The organism is Thermoactinomyces intermedius, assembly GCF_013912365.1.
GTDB classification, from domain to species: Bacteria; Bacillota; Bacilli; order Thermoactinomycetales; family Thermoactinomycetaceae; genus Thermoactinomyces; species Thermoactinomyces intermedius.
In genome coordinates this window covers 25,703-45,181 of the sequence record NZ_JACETT010000040.1, presented here as the reverse complement: position 1 = coordinate 45,181, position 19,479 = coordinate 25,703, and the positions used below count along the sequence as shown (strand labels likewise).

At 48.8% G+C, this 19,479-nt stretch carries 21 protein-coding genes, 1 rRNA gene and 1 pseudogene; 22 read left to right on the top strand and 1 reads right to left on the bottom strand.

The features are described 5' to 3' along the window. Nucleotides 1–114, top strand: a 16S ribosomal RNA gene (locus H1R82_RS10195); the annotation flags it as partial. Between the two features lie 252 nt (nt 115–366). Then, nucleotides 367–801 (top strand): annotated as a pseudogene (msrB, locus tag H1R82_RS10190) (peptide-methionine (R)-S-oxide reductase MsrB); the annotation flags it as partial. A gap of 48 nt (nt 802–849) precedes the next feature. Here msrB and pepF read toward each other — a convergent pair. Further along, nucleotides 850–2,664 carry an oligoendopeptidase F gene (gene pepF / locus H1R82_RS10185; RefSeq protein WP_181733031.1) on the bottom strand — a complete coding sequence of 605 codons (1,815 nt, stop codon included), beginning with the start codon at nt 2,662–2,664 and terminating at the stop codon, nt 850–852. Nucleotides 2,665–2,812: 148 nt separating this feature from the next. Between pepF and H1R82_RS10180 the strand changes: the two genes are divergently transcribed. The 20 genes from H1R82_RS10180 (at nt 2,813) to H1R82_RS10085 (ending at nt 19,462) form a co-directional block, all read left to right on the top strand. After that, nucleotides 2,813–3,283, top strand: coding sequence for an Hsp20/alpha crystallin family protein (locus tag H1R82_RS10180; protein WP_062843312.1), 471 nt, complete (start codon nt 2,813–2,815; stop codon nt 3,281–3,283). 177 nt (nt 3,284–3,460) lie between these two features. After that, a complete protein-coding gene (locus H1R82_RS10175) occupies nt 3,461–3,754 on the top strand; it encodes a hypothetical protein (protein WP_037996415.1) in 294 nt (97 codons plus the stop codon). Next, nucleotides 3,738–5,162 (top strand): FMN-binding glutamate synthase family protein, encoded by a 1,425-nt coding sequence (locus tag H1R82_RS10170; protein ID WP_121874389.1) that lies wholly within the window; start codon nt 3,738–3,740, stop codon nt 5,160–5,162. The genes H1R82_RS10175 and H1R82_RS10170 overlap by 17 nt, the downstream gene beginning before the upstream one ends. Nucleotides 5,163–5,407: 245 nt before the next feature. Further along, nucleotides 5,408–5,869, top strand: a complete 462-nt coding sequence (gene rimP, locus H1R82_RS10165) for a ribosome maturation factor RimP (protein WP_049720218.1) — start codon at nt 5,408–5,410, stop codon at nt 5,867–5,869. 21 nt (nt 5,870–5,890) lie between these two features. Further along, on the top strand, nt 5,891–7,021 hold the full coding sequence (nusA, locus tag H1R82_RS10160; RefSeq protein ID WP_181733030.1) for a transcription termination factor NusA: 1,131 nt from the start codon (nt 5,891–5,893) through the stop codon (nt 7,019–7,021). 31 nt (nt 7,022–7,052) lie between these two features. After that, nucleotides 7,053–7,331, top strand: a complete 279-nt coding sequence (gene rnpM / locus H1R82_RS10155) for an RNase P modulator RnpM (RefSeq protein ID WP_181733029.1) — start codon at nt 7,053–7,055, stop codon at nt 7,329–7,331. Next, entirely contained in the window at nt 7,324–7,623 is a 300-nt protein-coding gene (locus tag H1R82_RS10150; protein ID WP_181733028.1) for a YlxQ family RNA-binding protein, read from the top strand. Before rnpM ends, H1R82_RS10150 begins: the two co-directional genes overlap by 8 nt. 15 nt (nt 7,624–7,638) lie before the next feature. Then, nucleotides 7,639–9,897 carry a translation initiation factor IF-2 gene (gene infB, locus H1R82_RS10145; protein WP_232334049.1) on the top strand — a complete coding sequence of 753 codons (2,259 nt, stop codon included), beginning with the start codon at nt 7,639–7,641 and terminating at the stop codon, nt 9,895–9,897. A 1-nt stretch (nt 9,898) separates the two neighbouring features. Then, nucleotides 9,899–10,177 carry a DUF503 domain-containing protein gene (locus tag H1R82_RS10140; protein WP_049720217.1) on the top strand — a complete coding sequence of 93 codons (279 nt, stop codon included), beginning with the start codon at nt 9,899–9,901 and terminating at the stop codon, nt 10,175–10,177. 21 nt (nt 10,178–10,198) lie between these two features. Further along, complete coding sequence (gene rbfA / locus H1R82_RS10135; protein ID WP_181733026.1) at nt 10,199–10,558, top strand: 30S ribosome-binding factor RbfA; 360 nt, start codon at nt 10,199–10,201, stop codon at nt 10,556–10,558. Further along, a complete protein-coding gene (locus tag H1R82_RS10130) occupies nt 10,555–11,532 on the top strand; it encodes a DHH family phosphoesterase (RefSeq protein ID WP_181733025.1) in 978 nt (325 codons plus the stop codon). Before rbfA ends, H1R82_RS10130 begins: the two co-directional genes overlap by 4 nt. Further along, nucleotides 11,533–12,447, top strand: a complete 915-nt coding sequence (truB, locus tag H1R82_RS10125; RefSeq protein ID WP_181733024.1) for a tRNA pseudouridine(55) synthase TruB — start codon at nt 11,533–11,535, stop codon at nt 12,445–12,447. Then, nucleotides 12,448–13,392, top strand: coding sequence for a bifunctional riboflavin kinase/FAD synthetase (locus tag H1R82_RS10120; protein WP_181733023.1), 945 nt, complete (start codon nt 12,448–12,450; stop codon nt 13,390–13,392). It begins immediately after the preceding gene. A gap of 121 nt (nt 13,393–13,513) precedes the next feature. Next, nucleotides 13,514–13,783 (top strand): 30S ribosomal protein S15, encoded by a 270-nt coding sequence (gene rpsO / locus H1R82_RS10115; protein WP_037996435.1) that lies wholly within the window; start codon nt 13,514–13,516, stop codon nt 13,781–13,783. A 126-nt stretch (nt 13,784–13,909) separates the two neighbouring features. Next, nucleotides 13,910–16,030 (top strand): polyribonucleotide nucleotidyltransferase, encoded by a 2,121-nt coding sequence (gene pnp, locus H1R82_RS10110; protein ID WP_370527092.1) that lies wholly within the window; start codon nt 13,910–13,912, stop codon nt 16,028–16,030. A 114-nt stretch (nt 16,031–16,144) separates the two neighbouring features. Continuing rightward, a complete protein-coding gene (locus H1R82_RS10105; protein ID WP_232334051.1) occupies nt 16,145–17,125 on the top strand; it encodes a polysaccharide deacetylase family protein in 981 nt (326 codons plus the stop codon). 64 nt (nt 17,126–17,189) lie between these two features. After that, complete coding sequence (locus H1R82_RS10100) at nt 17,190–18,443, top strand: M16 family metallopeptidase (protein WP_181733021.1); 1,254 nt, start codon at nt 17,190–17,192, stop codon at nt 18,441–18,443. Continuing rightward, nucleotides 18,436–18,879 carry a dUTP diphosphatase gene (gene dut, locus H1R82_RS10095; protein WP_181733020.1) on the top strand — a complete coding sequence of 148 codons (444 nt, stop codon included), beginning with the start codon at nt 18,436–18,438 and terminating at the stop codon, nt 18,877–18,879. The genes H1R82_RS10100 and dut overlap by 8 nt, the downstream gene beginning before the upstream one ends. 53 nt (nt 18,880–18,932) lie before the next feature. Next, the gene (locus H1R82_RS10090) at nt 18,933–19,073 is read left to right on the top strand and encodes an aspartyl-phosphate phosphatase Spo0E family protein (protein ID WP_197461823.1); all 141 of its coding nucleotides are present in this window, start codon (nt 18,933–18,935) and stop codon (nt 19,071–19,073) included. A gap of 128 nt (nt 19,074–19,201) precedes the next feature. Continuing rightward, on the top strand, nt 19,202–19,462 hold the full coding sequence (locus H1R82_RS10085) for a YlmC/YmxH family sporulation protein (protein WP_232334052.1): 261 nt from the start codon (nt 19,202–19,204) through the stop codon (nt 19,460–19,462). Nucleotides 19,463–19,479: the final 17 nt, after the last annotated feature.

Below are 19,479 nucleotides of genomic sequence, written 5' to 3'. Positions count from 1 at the left end.
CCGAAGTCGGTGAGGCAACCTTTTAGGAGCCAGCCGCCGAAGGTGGGGCAGATGATTGGGGTGAAGTCGTAACAAGGTATCCCTACCGGAAGGTGGGGATGGATCACCTCCTTTCTAAGGAGCTCATTTCGAGCAAAAACGATTTTTTCAAAGAGTCATGTCTCACACTCTTTGGTTTTCAGGGAACACTGGGAAAAGCCCCGCAGACCGTGGTCTGCGGGGCTTTTTGTTTGCGACGGGTTGCCTTTTGAAACAAAAAGGAAAGATACCTCCTGAAACGGGGTATGCTAAAATGAAGAGATACTGGGAAAATGATTGGAAGACGAGGTGTTTCAAATGGTCAGGCGGGCAAGAAGAGGAAAAAAAGAACAAGAAGAACAGAAAAAAAAGTTATCCCCGCGTCAATATCATGTCACTCAGGAAAATGGAACCGAACCTCCTTTTCAAAATGAATACTGGAATCATGAAGAAGAAGGAATCTATGTGGATGTGGTTTCGGGCGAACCGCTTTTCAGTTCATTGGACAAATTTGATGCCGGATGCGGTTGGCCCAGTTTTACCAAGCCGATTCATGAAGATCAGATAGTGGAAAAGGAAGATTACAGTCACAACATGATCCGTACCGAAGTGAGAAGCCGGGAAGGAGATTCCCATTTGGGACATGTGTTTAATGACGGGCCGCTGCCGACAGGGCTTCGCTATTGCATCAACTCGGCAGCTTTAAGGTTTATCCCGAAAAAAGACTTGGAAAAAGAAGGTTATGGGGAATACCTGTCCCTGTTTGACAAAAAGGATTCATGACAAAGAAAAAAGCGTTTGCCGGTTCCGGCAAACGCTTTTTTTGTGACATTAAGATTGGGCCAGCAGTTTTTCCAATTCATCCAGTTTCTCTTCAAAAACGTTCAGGGCTTGTTGAATCGGTTCCGGTGAAGTCATGTCGACACCGGCTTTTTTCAATACTTCAATGGGATAGTCGGAACTTCCGGCTTTCAAGAAGGAAAGATAACGGGAGACGGCCGGTTTTCCTTCCCGCAGGATTTGCCCCGACAATGCCGCCGCGGCACTGAATCCGGTCGCATATTGGTAAACATAATAGTTGTAATAGAAGTGCGGGATGCGGGCCCATTCCAAACCGATTTCCTCATCGCTGATCATGTCGTTGCCGTGATATTTTTTGTTCAAATCATAGTACAACGAGGTGAGCAATTCCGGTGTCAGTGCTTCTTTTGCCTTCGCTTTTTGGTGAATGAGATGTTCAAATTCGGCAAACATGGTTTGGCGGAAAACCGTTGCCCGGAAGCCGTCGAGATAATGGTTCAAGAGATACAGACGCTTTTGTTTGTCGTCGGTTTGTTTGAGCAAATAATCATTGAGCAAGGCTTCATTGCAAGTCGATGCCACTTCCGCAACAAAAATGGAATAGTTGCCATAGACAAACGGTTGGTTTCTGTTGGTGTAATAACTGTGGAGGGAGTGCCCCAGTTCATGTACCAGTGTGAACAAGCTGTCAATGCTGTCCTGCCAGTTCATCAGGATGTAGGGGGCCGTTCCGTAAGCTCCTGAAGAATAGGCGCCGCTTCGTTTTCCTTTGTTCTCATAAACATCGATCCACCGATTGTCAAAAGCCTCTTTCAGGATGGATACATATTCCTCGCCCATGACACTTAACGCATCGAGCACAATTTTTTGTGCATCCGGGTAGGAAATTTTAAAAGAAGATTCTTCCACCAACGGGGTGTAAATGTCGTACATGTGCATTTCTTCCAAGCCCAGTGCTTTTTTGCGGATGCGCATATACCGGTGCAGCAAGGGCAAATTTTGGTTGACGGTATCCACCAATTGATCATAGACGGTTTCAGGTATGCTGTTCCGGCTTAAAGCGGCATGCCGTGCCGAATCATAGCCGCGGACTTCTGCATAAAAATTATTTTTCTTGATGGCCCCGCTTAAGGTGCTGGCAAAAGTGTTTTTATATTTGTCGTATGTGGAGTATACGGCATGAAACGCGTCTTTTCTGACGCGGCGGTCCGGGCTTTCCATCAATTTCGTGTACCGGCCGTGTGTCACTTTGACTTCTTCCCCGTTTTCATCCCGGATCGAGGGAAACTCCAAGTCTGCATTGTTCAGCATGCCGAAGGTGTTGGCGGAGGCCCCCAGGACTTCACCGGCTTGGGCTAGGAGTTTTTCTTCTTTTTCCGATAAAACATAGGGACGCTTTTTGTTTAACTCTTCCAGAGCGTGTTTGTATACCTGCAATTCTTCGTTTTCTTCCAAAAAACGCGTGATTTTCTCTTCGGGGATGGAAAGGATCTCCGGAGTGATGAAGGACAAGGCTCCGGAAACTTCCGTATACAAACTTTTTGCGCGGTCATTGAGGGCTTGATAAAAGGATTGGGTGGTGTCCTGATCAAACCGCATATGCGCATATGTATAAAGTTTGTCAAGTTTGTAGAGCAATTGATCCTGGAATTTCAGCGCTTTTAACAAATCCTCAGCAGACCGTCCGAGCTTCCCTTTGAACCGGCTGATCTCAGGGATCATTTGTTTGATGTTTTGATATTCTTCTTCCCATTTCTCATCGTTTTCAAAAATATCTTCAAGACGCCATTTATATTCATCCGGAATTTCTGAGCGAAGAGGAAGTTTGGATGAGGATTGGGTCATGATTATACCTCCTTAATCAGTTCTGTATTCTCCATTATACTACTCGGCCGGGGAATTCAGAAACCATTCCTTTTATTGGGTTGTGTATAATTTTTTTTATTAATTTGCATAATATTGGGGTGATCATCATGAAAGGGAGGTACAAGAAGTGAGCAATCTGGAGCGTTTCAGAAGCCGGAGAAATCTTTACAACCCGGTACATCCTTTGTCACAAATCCATTCGGAAATCAACCGCACATTTGAACGTTTTTTTGAAAATCCGATCTGGAATGAGTCGATGCCAAAAATGCCCGCCATCAACATGAAAGAGGAAGGGAACCAGTATGTCATCGAGGCGGAAATGCCCGGCCTCAGGGATGAAGATGTTGAAATAGAGGTGCACGGCGGACAATTAACGATCAAAGGGGAACGGAAACAAGAATCGAAAAAAGAAGGAGAGCACATGTATATTGAAGAGAGGAGTTATGGTTCGTTTTACCGGACCGTCACCCTTCCGCAGGATGCCAACTTGGATCATATCACAGCCGATTATGAAAACGGGCTTCTCATAATCACGATTCCGAAGGATCCGGAAAAAGAACCGAAGAGAATTAAAATCAACCGGAAACCTTCTTCATGATCGTGCGGGAAAAATGAAAAAAACCAACGGGGCCGTATGGGACACGGCCCTTTTTTTTGGAAAGAAGCCGGCACCGGGTTCCTCCTAATTTTTCCCGGATGGAGATGTGAGTAATCAGAGAAGGATGATCGCATACTATCACCAAATCCATTTCAATTTCAGGAAGGTGTAAGGATTATGCAAAATGTTGAAAACATGGAAAACGTTCTTTCCTACATTCATTCCGAGCTGAACCGCATTGAAACGATGGCGGGTACATTGGCCACAATTGAACAGGACCATTACCGGAAGCTGACGAATTTCGATCATCGCAAATTGGTGGATATTGCGGTCGAAGAACAGAATGCCGCCCGTCAGTTGGGAACGGTCAAGCAAATGTGCTTGTCGATGGCGCAAAAAATTGAAGAACTTCAAAATTCGTTGGGGCAGGGTGAAGCCAAGGAGCGTGTCCATCGTGCTGAAGTTCATTGAAAGGATGATCCGGTCCGCCATTGACCGGTCTGTCGATCAAGCGTTGACCAGGATGATCCGGGACCAATATACCGAGAATTTGTTTGAAATGGTGCCGGCCTCGAAAAAGGTGGGGGTGACCAACCTCATGGAAATCACCATGAGGGCCAATCAGGGCACACCCATCTCCCGACCCTTGGGAACCCCTGTTCCTATGTCCCCGTGGGAAAAAATCTTGTTCAATCCGGTTCACCTGTTCCGCTTTCCCACTCCGGAAAACGTCGGAATCAACACTTCGGTCACGATTGGACAGCGGGCCAAAAAACCATTGACGATTTCCATTCCGATCATGATTGCAGGCATGTCCTTCGGCGGTGCGTTAAGCAAAAAAACCAAAATTGCCCTCGCCAAAGCTGCCACCAAGGTGGGGACCGCGACCAATTCGGGGGAAGCGGGGCTCATGAAAGAGGAAAGGGAAGCGGCCGGTTTGTTTATCGGACAGTATAACCGGGGCGGATGGATGAACGATCCGAAAAAGTACAAAGCCTTGGATGCGATCGAGATTCAACTGGGGCAGGGGGCCCAAGGATCTGCTTCGCAGCGGACGGCCGCCCATAACATCGGCGAGGACTTCAGGGAAGTTTATGAGTTGCAACCCGGGGAAGATGCGGTGATCCATTCCCGGCTGCCCGGGGTCAATGGCAAGGAAGAGTTTGTCCAACTGGTCCGCAGACTGAAAGAGGAAACCGGGGTGCCGGTGGGACTGAAAATTGCTGCGACGCATCATCTTGAAAAAGAGTTGCAAATCGCCGTGGAAGCCGGAGTGGATTTTGTCACCGTTGACGGAGCCGAAGGCGGAACGCACGGGGGTGCACCCACTTTGCAGGATGATGTCGGATTGCCCACCCTCTTTGCCATTACAAGAGCATCCGAATTTCTTGCCCGAAAAAAGGTGAAACAGGATATTCAACTGATTGCCACAGGAGGATTGGTCACTCCCGGACGAATGCTGAAAGCCATCGCCTTGGGAGCCGATTGTGTGTATATCGGAACGGCGGCCTTGATGGCCTTGGCCAGCGAACAAATGGTCAAATCCGTACCCTTTGAACCTCCCACCAGCTTGTTGGTTTATTCGGGGAAAATGACCGACCAATTGGATGTGGACCAGGCGGCCATGAATCTGGTCCGTTATTTGAATGCTTGCGTGCGGGAAATGGAGCTCGTTTTGATATCGCTTGGAAAAACGGCTGTTGCCGATTTGACCAAATCGGATTTATGTACCATGGATCCTTTTATTGCCAAAGCAACGGGCATTGAGTTGGGCTATGTTGCCCCCGAAGACCAATCCCGCTTTTTTGAAGAAACCAACCCCTTGTTTTCCGTTCCACGGGACCGGGAGTTTGAAACCGGGCCGTTTGTCAGCCATTGAGAGATAAAAAATGCATCCCGGGGATACCGGCTTTTTCTGCCCCGGTCCCCGGGAAGAGGGACAAAAGCGGTTCGTTAAGGAAAAAGGAGCCGGCAAAGGCAATTGCTTCTTTTTTGGTGATTGTGTTATAATCACTTTGGCTATACTTATTGTAGATACATCTTGCGAGTGCAAAGAGTGGGTGGAAGCCCACTCTTTGCGTTTTGTTGCAGGTGTTTGAATTAGCCAAATAAGGAGGGTTGGCTTTGAGCCGACAAATTACAGAAGCCGTACAACAACTTGCCCGGCCGATTGTGGAAAAAGAAGGTTTGGAACTGGTCGATATCGAGTATAAAAAAGAAGGGCCAAATTGGTTTTTGCGCATTTTCATCGACCGGGAAGACGGGGGAGTTGATTTGGATGATTGCACCCGGATCAGTGAGATAGTGGGGGAAAAGCTGGACGAAGAAGACCCGGTGCCAGGGGCGTATATTCTGGAAGTGTCATCACCGGGTGCGGAAAGGCCGCTGACCAAGGAGAAGGATTTCCAAAAAGCTGTCGGTAAAAATGTATATATTACCACGTACGAACCCATTGAAGGCCAAAAAGTGTTTGAAGGGGTTTTGCACCAATTTGACGGTACCACCCTTACGGTCCATGAGAAGAAGAAGACATTTGAGATTCCACTCGAGAAGGTGGCCAAAGCACGATTAAGCGTCGTTTTTTAACGCGAAGGGAGGATTAGGCCGATGAATGCCGAGTTCATCGAGGCCCTTGATCAATTAGAAAAAGAAAAAGGGATCAGTAAAGATATTTTGATTGAAGCGATTGAAGCTGCATTGATATCTGGATATAAGCGCAACTTTCATTCTGCACAAAACGTACGGGTAGATGTGAACAGACAGACCGGACAGGTGCGTGTGTTTGCCCGCAAAACCGTCGTGGATGAGGTCGTCGACTCCCGCTTGGAAATTTCATTGGATGCGGCCCGGGAAATCGACCCCAACTATCAATTGGGCGATATTGTGGAGATCGAAGTCACGCCGGCAGACTTTGGCCGGATTGCGGCTCAAACGGCGAAGCAGGTGGTGACGCAACGCATCCGGGAAGCGGAACGGTCAGCCATTTACGAAGATTTTGTGGACCGGGAAGAAGACATTGTCACCGGGATTGTGCAAAGAGCCGACAACCGTTACTATTACGTGGACCTTGGCCGGGTGGAAGCCTTGCTGCCCCACAATGAAGTCATCGCCGGGGAGCGGTTCAGCCACGGGGATCGTGTGAAAGTTTACATAACCCGGGTGGAAAAATCGACGAAAGGTCCGCAGATTTTCTTGTCCCGCACCCATCCCGGATTGTTGAAAAGGTTGTTTGAATTGGAAGTTCCCGAAATTTATGATGGCGTTGTGGAAATTAAATCGATTGCCCGTGAAGCGGGTCAACGTTCCAAAATTGCCGTGGCTTCGCACAATCCGGATGTGGATCCGGTTGGAGCCTGTGTGGGTCATCGCGGCTCCCGCGTGCAAACGGTGGTCAATGAACTGCGCGGTGAAAAAATCGATATCGTCCGTTGGTCTGACCGCATGGATGAGTTGATTGCCAATGCGCTCAGCCCGTCCAAAGTGATTTCCGTCACCATTTATGAAGAAGAAAAAATGGCCCGGGTGATTGTTCCCGATCACCAATTGTCGCTGGCGATCGGAAAAGAAGGACAAAACGCACGGCTGGCTGCAAAGCTCACCAATTGGAAGATTGACATCAAAAGCGAATCGGAAGCCGAAGAATTGGAAGAAGAAGCTGAAGATGAAATCCTGGATGAAGTCGAAGTTCCGGATGAAGATGCTTTATTAAATACCGATGGCAGTGAAGAGACCGAATAATTTCTTCCAAGGGGAGGGTTTTTGGCATAAGATGAAACGGCGAAAGGTACCGATGCGTAAATGTGTGGCATCACAAGAAATGTTTCCGAAAAAGGAACTGATCCGGATCGTGAGAACGCCGGAAAATGAACTGGTCATCGACCCGACCGGAAAAAAATCCGGGCGCGGAGCGTATTTGTGCGCAAAAATGGAATATATCGATTTGGCACAAAAAAAGAAAGCTTTGGATCGCGCCCTCAAAGTGCAGGTTCCTTCCGAATTGTATGATCAACTTCGTGATTATGTAAGAGAGCATCAGGGAAATGAATAAGTTTTTGCAACTGCTGGGGCTTGCGATGAGGGCCGGAAAAGTCGTTTCCGGAGAGGAATGGGTGATCCGGGAAATTCGCTCGGGAAAAGCGCAGTTGGTGATCCTGGCCGAAGATGCGAAAAAAAACACGGAAAAAAAGGTCAGTGACAAATGTGATTCTTACAACGTTCCTTTGTTGCGATACGGTACCAGAAAAGAGCTGGGTAATGCGATTGGAAAAGAGACACGCGTGGTCATTGCAATTACGGACCGGGGGTTTGCCTGGTCATTCATGAAGCTCGGCAGTAAGTAACGGGGGTGAATGGATTTGGCGAAAATGCGTGTATATGAATACGCGAAAAAAGTGAATAAGAGTAGTAAAGAAATATTGCACAGTCTGAAAGACTTAGGCATTCAAGTGAGTAACCATATGAGTGTGTTGGATGAAGGAATGATACAAAAATTGGATCAACGTTTAAATCAACAAGAAAAACCTGCAAAAGATCAAGACCGTCCGCAAAGCGAAGAAAACAAGAAAGCACCGTCCAACGGAAATCATCGGAATAAACAAGAATCTTCCGCCCACAACAAAAAGCGTGCCTCTTCCGGACCAAACCGCAACAGCCAACGGAATCAGGCCGCCCGCGGGCAGGAAGAGCGCAAAGCAAACCATGAGACAAGCCAGCAGGAGAAGCGTCAACGCAAAGGAAAGAAAGGAAAGGCTTTCCAGAAAGGAAAAGACGGTGCCCGCCGGGACCATGTAAATCGGAAAGGAAAAGGCCGTCAAAAAGGTGAGAAAAAGAAAGAGGCCAAAGAAAAACAGGCTCCGGTACTGCCAAAGGAAATCACCGTTTCCGGTCCCATGACCGTTGGGGATTTTGCCAAGCTGTTGCGCAGGGAATCTTCCGCTGTCATTAAAAAATTGATCACGCTTGGAATCATGGCCACCATCAATCAGGAAATTGATGTGGAAACGATGGCCATCCTGGCAGAAGAATTTGACGTCACCATCCATGTCAAAGAAGAAGTGGATGAAAGCAACTTTGAAGAGATCGAAGAAACGGACGCACCGGAGGATTTGCTTGAACGCCCGCCGGTGGTTACGATCATGGGACACGTGGACCATGGAAAAACCACGCTGCTTGACAAAATCCGCCAAAGTAAAATCACGGAAGAAGAGGCCGGGGGAATCACACAACACATCGGTGCCTATCAGATCGAGGCCAATGACAAAAAAATCACCTTTTTGGATACGCCGGGGCATGCTGCATTCACCACCATGCGTGCACGGGGAGCCCAAGTGACGGATATCACGATTTTGGTGGTCGCCGCCGATGACGGAGTCATGCCGCAAACGGTCGAAGCCATCAACCATGCCAAAGCAGCCGATGTCCCGATTATTGTTGCCGTCAACAAGATGGATAAGCCCGAGGCAAATCCGGACCGGGTGAAACAACAATTGACCGAATACGGATTGGTTCCGGAAGAATGGGGCGGGGACACCATCTTTGTCCCGGTATCGGCCTTGACGGGAGACGGCATTGACGAATTGCTGGAAATGATTCTGTTGGTGGCCGAAGTTCAGGAACTGAAAGCCAATCCGGATAAACGCGCCCGCGGGGTGGTCATTGAGGCGGAACTGGACAAAGGCCGCGGAGCTGTCGCCACCGTGCTGGTGCAAAACGGTACGCTCCATGTCGGAGATCCGGTGGTGGCCGGAAATTACTTCGGGAAAATCCGTGCCATGATCAACGATCAAGGGCGTCGCGTCAAAACGGCACCGCCATCGACACCGGTCGAAATTTTGGGGCTTTCCGATGTGCCGAATGCCGGCGATGCGTTCATGGTGTTTGAGGATGAGAAAAAAGCGCGTTCCATCGCCGAGAGACGCCAGACGAGACAAAAAGAACAAGAACGCGGAGCCCATTCCCGCGTATCGCTGGATGATTTGTTCAAACAAATTAAAGAAGGCGAAGTCAAAGAATTAAATGTTATTATTAAAGCAGACGTCCATGGTTCTGCAGAAGCCATGAAACATTCGCTTGAAAAAATCGATGTCGAAGGCGCACGCGTAAAAATCATCCATGCGGCGGTCGGAGCCATCACGGAATCAGACATCATTTTGGCTTCTGCCTCCAATGCCATTGTGATCGGGTTTAATGTCCGTCCCGAACCCAATGCCCGGGAGATGGCCAAACAGGAGAAAGTGGACATCCGTTTGCACCGGGTCATTTATAAAGCGATTGAGGAAATCGAAGCGGCCATGAAAGGTCTCTTGGATCCTGAATATGAAGAGGTCATGGCAGGCATTGCCGAAGTCCGCCAAATCTTTAAAGTCTCCCGGATCGGAACCATTGCCGGTTGTTATGTCACCGAAGGAAAAGTGGTTCGTGACGGAAAAGCCCGGGTGATTCGTGACGGCGTCGTGATCCATGAAGGCGAAATTGACACACTGAAACGTTACAAAGATGATGCCAAAGAAGTGGCACAAGGGTATGAATGCGGGATTACCTTGCAAAACTATAATGACATCAAAGAAGGAGACCAAATCGAAGTTTACACCATCCAGGAAGTGGAGCGGAAGTAACGTGCACATCGGTGTACTGGAGTTTAAGGGGCGGGTGATCGCCTCTTTCTCCCTCAAAGACAAACGCAGGGTGATTCAAAGCGTCCAGGCAAAAATCAGGAACCGGTTTAACCTTTCCATTGCAGAAGTGGCGGATCAAGACGATCGTCAGTTTGTTTCTCTTGCAGTCGTCGGGGTCGGAAGCAACCGGATGGTGGTGGAAAAAGAACTGGAACAAGCCCTTCGGCTGCTTGAACAAACGGATGGTTTGGAGATCATTGCGGCAGATATCACATTTTAGGTTGACGAGGAGGTTTGGTCCGTGGCACGGATACGTATCAGTCGTGTGGGCGAACAGATCAAGAAGGAGTTAAGCCAACTTATCCAGCAAGAGTTAAAAGATCCCCGCATCGGATTTGTGACGGTGACCGGCGTCGAAATGAGCGGAGATCTGCAAATTGCCAAAGTATACATCAGCGTGATGGGAAACGAGGAGCAAAAACAAGAAACTTTGGCCGGACTGGAAAAAGCCAAAGGATACCTTCGTTCTGAAATCGGGCATCGTGTTTCGTTGCGTCATGTCCCCGAACTCATTTTTTCGATTGATCAATCCCTTGATTACAGTGAAAACATTGAACGTCTGCTGCGGGATGTTCATGCACGGGAGAATGAGGAACAATGAGCCGTTTTGATGAGCTGCTTGCTTTTTTGGAAAAGGCCGACCAAATTTTGGTGGTATCCCATCTTCACCCGGATGGGGATGCGATCAGTTCCACCTTGGCGATGGGTTATCTGTTAAAACAATCCGGCAAGCAAGTGACGATGGTCAACGAAAACCCGGTTCCCCGGAAATTTTCTTTTCTGCCCGGAGTGGAAGAGATTCAGCCGGTGGAACAAGTTTCCGGCACCTTTCAATATGTGATTGCTTTGGATTGCGCCGACAAAGAGCGGATGGGCGCCTGCCGTTTCCTGATCCGGGATGATGCGGTGATTGTCAACCTGGACCATCATGCGACCAATGACCGGTTTGGGGATATCAACATTGTGGTTCCGGAAGCGGCGGCAACCGTGGAAATCATTTTTGATTGGGCGGAAGAAAACCATTTCCCCATTGGTGAACCGCTGGCGGCATGCCTTTACACCGGTTTGTTGACGGACACGGGGGGATTCCGCTATTCCAACACTTCCCCGAAAGTGTTGAGACAAGCTGCAAGGTTGGTGGAGACCGGCATCGAAGCGCACAAAATTGCCGACCGGGCTTTGGAAACCGTGACCATGGAACAGTTAAAATTGCTGCAAGGCGCTTTATCCACCTTGCAAAAATCAGACGACGGACTCATTGCCTGGATGTTTTTAAGCAAAGAGGAAATGGAAAAAGTGGCGGTTTCGCACGAAGCTTTGGATGGCATCGTCAATTATGCGCGGAATATTTACGGGGTGGATGTCGGCATTTTGTACCGGGAAGAGAATGACGGAACCGTCAAAGTCAGTTTCCGTTCCAGAGAACAGGTCGATGTGGGCCAGGTGGCCAAGGCATTTGGCGGAGGCGGCCATGCCCGTGCGGCGGGATGCAGCATGCGCGGGACGCTTCGCGAAGTCCACGAGCGCGTGTTCAAAGCAGTTCAGTCCAGATTGAAGCAGGAGTGTGAAGTGTAAATGGGATGCCATGGGATTTTGCCCGTTTTTAAACCGAAAAACTATACATCCCATGATATCGTCGCCATCGTCCGCCGCTTGACAAAGCAAAAAAAGGCTGGTCATACAGGCACGCTGGATCCGGAAGTGGAAGGCGTGCTCCCTGTTTGTTTGGGACAAGCCACCCGGTTGGTGGAATATTTGCAGGACCGCCCCAAACGTTATCAAGGAACCTTGAAATTGGGGATTGCCACCGAAACGGAAGATCAGACCGGCGCCGTCATCGCGCAGGCCGAACGGGTGGAACCGGTGGAGCCGGCACAAGTGGAGGAGGTTTTCTCCCGGTTTGTCGGGGAAATAACGCAGGTTCCGCCCATGTATTCGGCCGTGAAAGTGAACGGACGCCGTTTATATGAATGGGCCCGCGAAGGAAAGGAGATCGACCGGCCGAAAAGGAAGGTCCACATTTATGAATTGAAACAGACGGGCATGACGCCGGGGGAATATCCGGAAATCCATTTTGAAGTTCTTTGTTCCAAAGGGACTTATATCCGCACCTTGTGTGTGGATATCGGAAAAGCTTTGGGGTATCCGGCGCATATGGCTTCTCTGGTGCGGGTGCAAAGCGGTCCGTTTCATCTGGAGGATTGTTACACGCTGGATGAGTTGAAGCAAATCGGGGAACAAGAGGCTTGGGAAAAGCATGTCATCCGGTTGGATGAGGGGATTTCGTTCATGCCCGGCATGATGGTGAATCATGAAGATCTTCGAAAAGTTTATGATGGTTGGAAAATAGAGATTCCTGTTGATGATCAATTGTTCAATGAGAATCAACTGGTTCGCGTGTATACGGATGCCGGTGTTTTCTGCGCCGTGTACCGGGTGATTGAAAAGGGCTTGGCGAAACCAGAAAAAGTATTTCGGGATGTGGAGTAGATGGAAACGATACATTTAACCTATCCGATGATCGATCAACCAACCGATCAGGAACCGATTTCATTGGCGATTGGTTTTTTTGACGGTGTCCACTTGGGGCATCAAGCCGTGATCCGAAAGGCGATGGATTTGGCCCGGGAACTGAAGGCGGTTCCGGCGGTCATGACTTTTGATCCGCATCCACGGGAAGTGTTGGGGCAAGAGGCGATTCACCGTTATCTGACCCCGTTTCCGGACAAATTGGAGCAGTTTGCCCGTTTGGGGGTCAGGAAAGTTTATGTTGTCCGGTTTGACCGGAATTTCGCCTCTTTGTCAAAAGAAGAATTTGTGACCGACATTTTATTGCCGCTTGGTGTCAAAGGCGTGGTGACAGGGTACAATTTTACGTTTGGACACAAAGCGGAGGGGAAAGCAGAAGATCTGACCGAACTGGGAAAAGGGCATTTCGTCACCGAAATCGTCTCTTTGATCCAACAGGATCAGGGAGTGATCAGCAGCACCAGATTGCGGCGGGCGTTGGCCGAAGGGGATGTCAAAACCGCCCGGGACATCCTGGGGCGCCCGTATTCGTTGGAAGGAGAGGTGGTCCAGGGAGATCAACGGGGGAGGTTGATGGGGTTTCCCACGGCCAATCTGGACCTGAAGGCCCCGTATTTTGTTCCCGCCCGCGGCGTCTATGTGGTCAAAGCAACCATGGATGAGGTTTCTTCCTTTGGCATCATGAATATCGGAGTGCGTCCCACTTTTCGAAGCGATCAACCGAGTGAAAGACTGGAAGTGCACCTGCTCGGGCAATCCGGCAACTATTACGGCAAGAAATGCAGAGTGGAGTTTTATCATTTCTTGCGCGAAGAGAAAAGGTTTCCGAGCGTGGAGGCGTTGATTCAGCAGATTGAAAAAGACCGGCAAGAAGCAGAGCAGTGGTTGAAGTTATTTGCACAATAAGGCTTGTTGTACTCATCTTTTTCTTATGGTATACTGATTCGGTAAACAACCCTGGCTCGGATCACCGATGCCTCGACGGTGTTCTGGGTTATGGGCGATTGATCAAAAGGAGGATTTATCTATGGCATTAACCAATGAACGCAAAAGAGAAATCATCAATGAATTTAAAACACACGATAATGACACGGGTTCCCCCGAAGTGCAAATCGCGATTTTGACTCATCGGATCAATGAGTTAAACGAGCACTTAAAAGATCATAAAAAAGATCATCATTCTCGCCGTGGTCTTTTGAAAATGGTTGGTCAACGCCGGAACTTGTTGAACTACTTGAAGAAGAAGGACATTGTTCGTTATCGTGAACTGATCAAAAAACTCGGATTGCGTCGATAAGAAAAGCGGGGCGGCATGCCCCGCTTTTTTATCATCTCATCTTTTAAAAGAGAAGTGGAAGGAACATACTGTAAATGTGGAGAAGTATGCTATATTTGTGTTTTTGAGAGGAGGAAATGATTGAAGATGGAACCACAAACATTTGAGACAGATCTGGCTGGACGAAAATTAAAACTGGAAATCGGAAAATATGCCAATCAAGCCAATGGTGCGGTGATGGTGCGATATGGAGACACTTCGGTGCTGGCCACCGCGGTTGCATCCAAGGAGCCGAAAGACACGGACTTTTTTCCGCTGACGGTAAACTATGAAGAACGTTTGTATGCGGTCGGGAAAATCCCGGGAGGCTTTATCAAGCGTGAAGGTCGCCCGAGCGACAAAGCCATTTTGGCTTCCAGGCTCATTGACCGTCCCATTCGCCCGCTGTTTGATGAAGGGTTTCGCAATGAAGTACAAGTTGTGACCACCGTCATGTCGGTGGATCAGGATTGTTCTTCGGAAATTGCCGCCATGATCGGCGCATCCGTGGCACTTTCCATTTCGGACATTCCTTTCAAAGGTCCCATCGGAGGCGTGGTGGTTGGCCGGGTTGACGGTCAATTGGTCATTAATCCGACGGTGGAACAAATGGAAAAATCCGATCTGCATCTGGTGGTGGCCGGTACGAAACACGGGGTGAACATGGTGGAAGCCGGTTCGGATGAAGTGCCGGAAGAAACGATGCTGGAAGCGATTTTGTTCGGCCACGAAGTGATCAAGGAGCTGGTGGCTTTTCAGGAACAGATCGTGGAAAAAGTGGGACTGCCCAAAATGGAACCCGAGCTGCATCAGATTGATCCAGAATTGGAAAAACGCGTTCGGGAACTGGCAACCGATTCTTTGATCCAAGCCGTTCAGGTCATTGACAAACAAGAGCGCCAGGATGCGATCGATCAGGTGAAGGAAGAAGTCTTGGCACAGATGGCCGAAGAACTGACGGAAGAAGAATGGGCCGAGCAAGAAAAAGACATGAATACCGTCCTGGATCAAATCGTGAAAGAAGAAGTGCGCCGGTTGATTTTGGAAGAGGGCAAACGTCCGGATGGACGGGCTGTCGATGAAATCCGCCCGCTTTCCAGCGAAATTGACGTTCTGCCACGGACACACGGTTCCGGGTTGTTCAGACGCGGACAAACCCAGGTGTTAAGCGTTTGTACGTTGGGGGCACTCGGCGATGTGCAAATCCTGGATGGTTTGGATTTGGAGGAATCCAAACGCTTTATGCATCACTATAATTTCCCTCCGTTCAGCGTTGGTGAAGCAAGACCGATCCGGTCACCGGGACGCCGGGAAATCGGACATGGGGCTTTGGGGGAAAGAGCACTCGAACCGGTGATTCCTTCCGAAGATGTTTTCCCGTACACCATCCGATTGGTTTCCGAAGTGCTTGAGTCCAACGGTTCCACTTCGCAAGCGAGTATCTGCGCGTCGACGCTTGCCTTGATGAATGCGGGGGTTCCAATCAAAGCACCCGTGGCAGGCATCGCGATGGGGCTGGTCAAAGAAGAGGATAACGTTGTCGTGTTAACCGATATTCAAGGCATGGAAGACCATCTTGGAGATATGGACTTTAAAGTGGCCGGTACACGAAAAGGGGTTACCGCCCTTCAAATGGATATCAAAATCGAAGACATCGACCGGAACATTCTCCAAAGAGCATTGGAACAAGCGCGGAATGCGAGAATGGTGATCCTGGACAACATGGAAGCCACCATCAAGGAACCGCGAAAACAATTGTCCCCATATGCTCCGAAGATTACCACCTTGCGGATTCATCCGGATAAAATCCGTGATGTGATCGGACCGAGCGGACGGGTCATTAATAAAATCATCGAAGAAACCGGAGTCAAAATCGATATCGAACAAGATGGCCGCATTTACATCGCTTCTCCGGAAACAGAACAAAACGAACGGGCGAAAAAAATCATCGAAGATCTGGTCCGTGAAGTGGTGGTCGGCGAAACGTATCTCGGAACGGTCAAACGGATTGAAAAATACGGAGCATTTGTCGAAATCATTCCGGGCAAAGAAGGACTTGTTCATATCTCTCAACTGGATTTAAACCGGGTCGGAAAAGTCAGCGACGTGGTGAAAGTCGGAGACTCGATCATGGTAAAAGTGACGGAGATTGATGATCAAGGCCGAATTAATTTGTCCCGCAAAGCTGTGTTAAAAGATGAAGCAGCGAAGAAAAAAGAAAAAATTTAAAGGAAGAGGCAAAGGAAAAGAGTCAGAGCGAATCTGCCTCTTTTTTATATTTATATGACGGTCATAGGGAGTTGTCCGGGAGCATATGGTAGGAAGGAAAGGAGGCGGCAAACATTGTTTCCGGTTCGCATGGCGACACTGTTCTTATCGATTTGTTTTATTGTTTTGCTGGTCCAACTTCCCACCATTGAAGCTTATGTGACGGCCGTGAAGAGCGGAGAGGAGGTATCGGTGCTCTCTTCCGGCTTCAAAACGGACTCCCCGCTTGTCGAGAAAATCAAAAAAGAGGCGCCGAAATATCAGATTGCCCCCATCGATGCGCGGATCGATCCGGTCTGGAAAGCTATTCCGGGGCTGAACGGGCGAAGAGTCAACCTGGAAGCAACGATCGAAAGCACCCTCAAGCATAAAGACAAGCACCGGATTCATTGGGTTTATCAGGAAATTCCCCCGAAAATACAACTGAAAGATCTGGGGCAGGCACCAGTTTACCGGGGGAACGAAAAAAAACCGGCGGCCGCGCTGATGGTGAATGTGGCCTGGGGAACGGAATACATACCGGAAATGCTCAAGATTTTCAAACGGGAGAAGGTGAAAGCGACCTTTTTTTTGGACGGTTCCTGGCTGAAAAAGAATCCCGGATTGGCCAGACAGTTGGTGAAAGAAGGGCATGAAGTGGGAAATCATGCCTATTCCCACCCTTTAATGAGCCGGATCGGCACCGGGCAAATCGAAGCCGAGATCGGGAAGACGGAGTCTTTGATCCAAGAAACCTTACAGGTCAAAAGCAAGTGGTTTGCCCCGCCGGCCGGCGATTATGACAATCGCGTATTAAAAATAGCCGAACAATTTAAAATGAAAACCATATTATGGACATTGGATACCGTCGATTGGAAAAAGTCCGTTTCGCCGGCTATGATGGTGAACAAGGTGGAGAAAGGGATTGCACCCGGCACCTTGTTGTTGACCCATCCGACGGACCGGACGGTCAAAGCGTTGCCGGGGATGATCCGTGCAGGGAAGGACAAGGGCTTGAAGTGGATGACGGTCAGCGAAATGCTCTCTTCAAAACGGGTGGATTCCATTGAGCAATAATTTATGATTTGATATAGTAGTGTTGCTTTTTTGTAGTTTATCAGAGAATTAAGGAGGATCTTATTTGATCGTTAAACATACGCTGGAGAATGGTGTTCGGTTGGTTGCTGAAAAAATTCCCCACGTCCGTTCGGTCGCTTTGGGGATTTGGGTGGGAACCGGTTCTGAAAATGAAACGCTTGCCAATAACGGGATTTCCCATTTTATCGAACACATGATGTTTAAAGGAACCAAAACACGCACCGCGAAAGAGGTGGCGGAAGCCTTTGACGCAATCGGCGGGCACGTGAATGCCTTCACCTCCAAAGAGATCACTTGTTATTATGCCAAAGTGCTGGATGAACATTTTTTAACGGCACTGGATGTATTATCGGATATGTTTTTTGAATCGGTGTTTGATGAAGGCGAGATCGAAAAAGAGAAAAAAGTGGTCTTGGAGGAAATTTACATGGTGGAAGACACGCCGGATGACCTGGTCCATGACATGCTTTCCGAAGTGTCGTCGGGAGGGCACCCCTTGGGATACCCTGTGTTGGGCAATGCCGAAACCGTGACCAGTTTCCGCCGGGAGGATTTGTTCCGGTACAAAAATCAATTTTATGTCCCTTCCAATGTCGTGGTGGCCATCGCCGGCAATTTGCCGGATGATTACAAGGAAAGGGTCGAGGAAGCTTTTTCCGGCCATCAGGGCGGGATGCCGGTGCGAAGCAGGGAGGTTCCGGTTTTTACGCCGGATGTCAAAGTGAAACAAAAAGAAACCGAACAAACCCATTTATGTATTGGGTTGCCGGGACTGGCCGTCGGTGATGATGATTTTTACACATTGGTTTTGTTGAATAATGTGCTTGGCGGCAACATGAGTTCCCGTTTGTTCCAGGAAATCCGCGAAGAGCGCGGGCTTGCCTATTCGGTGTTTTCTTATCATTCCGCCCATCGCGACACCGGCCTTTTTGCCATCTACGCCGGAACGAAACACGGGCAGGAAAATGAAGTGGTGGAATACATTTATCAAATTTTGGATGATCTCAAAACCAAAGGATTGACGACGGACGAATTGCACAAAGCCAAAGAGCAATTGAAAGGGAGCTTAATGCTCGGACTGGAGAGCACCAACAACCGCATGAGCCGGTTGGGTCGCAATGAATTGTTGTTAAACCGTCAATTTACTTTGGATGAAATCATCAAAAAGGTGGATAAGATCACTTTGGATGGCGTGAATCGTCTGGCACGGAAAATTTTCTCCTCGCCCATGTCGTTGGCGCTGATTTCGCCGGACGGAAAAATCCCTTCCAGTTTTAGGAGGAACTCCATTGCATAATGTCAAAGTTTTTCATATGCCAGGAAACGAAGATCTGCCTCTTCCAGTAAAAATGTCGACGGGTTCCAGTGGTTTTGACCTCCATGCCGCAGTGAAGGATCCAGTGGAAATCAAACCGGGCCGGTGGAAGTTGATTCCTTCCGGAATTGCCTTGTCGATGCCGGCAGGGCTGGAGGCCCAAGTGCGTCCGAGAAGCGGTCTTGCTTTAAAACACGGAATCACCGTGCTCAACACACCAGGGACGATCGATGCGGATTACCGTGGAGAAATCGGGGTGATTTTGCTGAACCTGGGTGAACGCCCTTTTCGGGTTCAGCGGGGAGACCGTATTGCGCAGTTGGTGTTTATGCAAGTACCTGCGGTTTCCCTCAAGGTTACGGATTCGTTGGATGAAACGGAACGTGGGTCTGGAGGCTTTGGCCATACGGGTAAATAGGAGAGGTGATCTTCATGTCCGAGCGGCATCGGATCAGAAGGTTACAGGAGGAAATGGAACATCTCCGCAAGGAATTGTACCAGTTGGTGAACGGTGAACCCGAGCGATTGATGGATGCCCGTGTTTTGCCCTTATCCGAGCAATTGGATGTACTGATTTTGGAAATGCAAAGGATCCGATTGGAACATCGTTAAATAAAGAGGATGAATGCCAAATCCCGAAAGTCCGGCTAAACCTGCCGGGCTTTTTGTTTTTTATAAAAGAGTTGACTGAATCATATGAATAAAGGGAGAGAAAAAATGAAAAGCCGGGGGAGGGAAGGATGTTGCGCTGGAGTGAACTGGCGGAAAAGGAATGCATCGATTTGGTGGGAGGAGAACGTTTGGGGGATTTGTTGCATGCAGACATGTCGTTTGATCCGCTAACCGGAAAAATCCATGCTATCTTGGTGCCGACGGAATCTTCCTGGTTTAAAAAGAAGCACAGATTTATGGAATTGACGTGGAGCATGATCCGGAAAGTCGGGCCGGAAATGCTGATCGTGGATTCGTTGGACCGGAGATCTTCCAAAAAACAATTTTGACAGAAGGGAACCGAATT

Coding starts and splice junctions, on each gene's coding strand:
- pepF (WP_181733031.1), bottom strand. CDS start 2,664: ATGACCCAATCCTCATCCAAACTTCCTCTTCGCTCAGAAATTCCGGAT.
- H1R82_RS10175 (WP_037996415.1), top strand. CDS start 3,461: ATGCAAAATGTTGAAAACATGGAAAACGTTCTTTCCTACATTCATTCC.
- nusA (WP_181733030.1), top strand. CDS start 5,891: ATGAATGCCGAGTTCATCGAGGCCCTTGATCAATTAGAAAAAGAAAAA.
- rnpM (WP_181733029.1), top strand. CDS start 7,053: ATGAAACGGCGAAAGGTACCGATGCGTAAATGTGTGGCATCACAAGAA.
- H1R82_RS10150 (WP_181733028.1), top strand. CDS start 7,324: ATGAATAAGTTTTTGCAACTGCTGGGGCTTGCGATGAGGGCCGGAAAA.
- H1R82_RS10130 (WP_181733025.1), top strand. CDS start 10,555: ATGAGCCGTTTTGATGAGCTGCTTGCTTTTTTGGAAAAGGCCGACCAA.
- truB (WP_181733024.1), top strand. CDS start 11,533: ATGGGATGCCATGGGATTTTGCCCGTTTTTAAACCGAAAAACTATACA.
- H1R82_RS10120 (WP_181733023.1), top strand. CDS start 12,448: ATGGAAACGATACATTTAACCTATCCGATGATCGATCAACCAACCGAT.
- rpsO (WP_037996435.1), top strand. CDS start 13,514: ATGGCATTAACCAATGAACGCAAAAGAGAAATCATCAATGAATTTAAA.
- pnp (WP_370527092.1), top strand. CDS start 13,910: ATGGAACCACAAACATTTGAGACAGATCTGGCTGGACGAAAATTAAAA.
- H1R82_RS10090 (WP_197461823.1), top strand. CDS start 18,933: ATGGAACATCTCCGCAAGGAATTGTACCAGTTGGTGAACGGTGAACCC.
- H1R82_RS10085 (WP_232334052.1), top strand. CDS start 19,202: ATGTTGCGCTGGAGTGAACTGGCGGAAAAGGAATGCATCGATTTGGTG.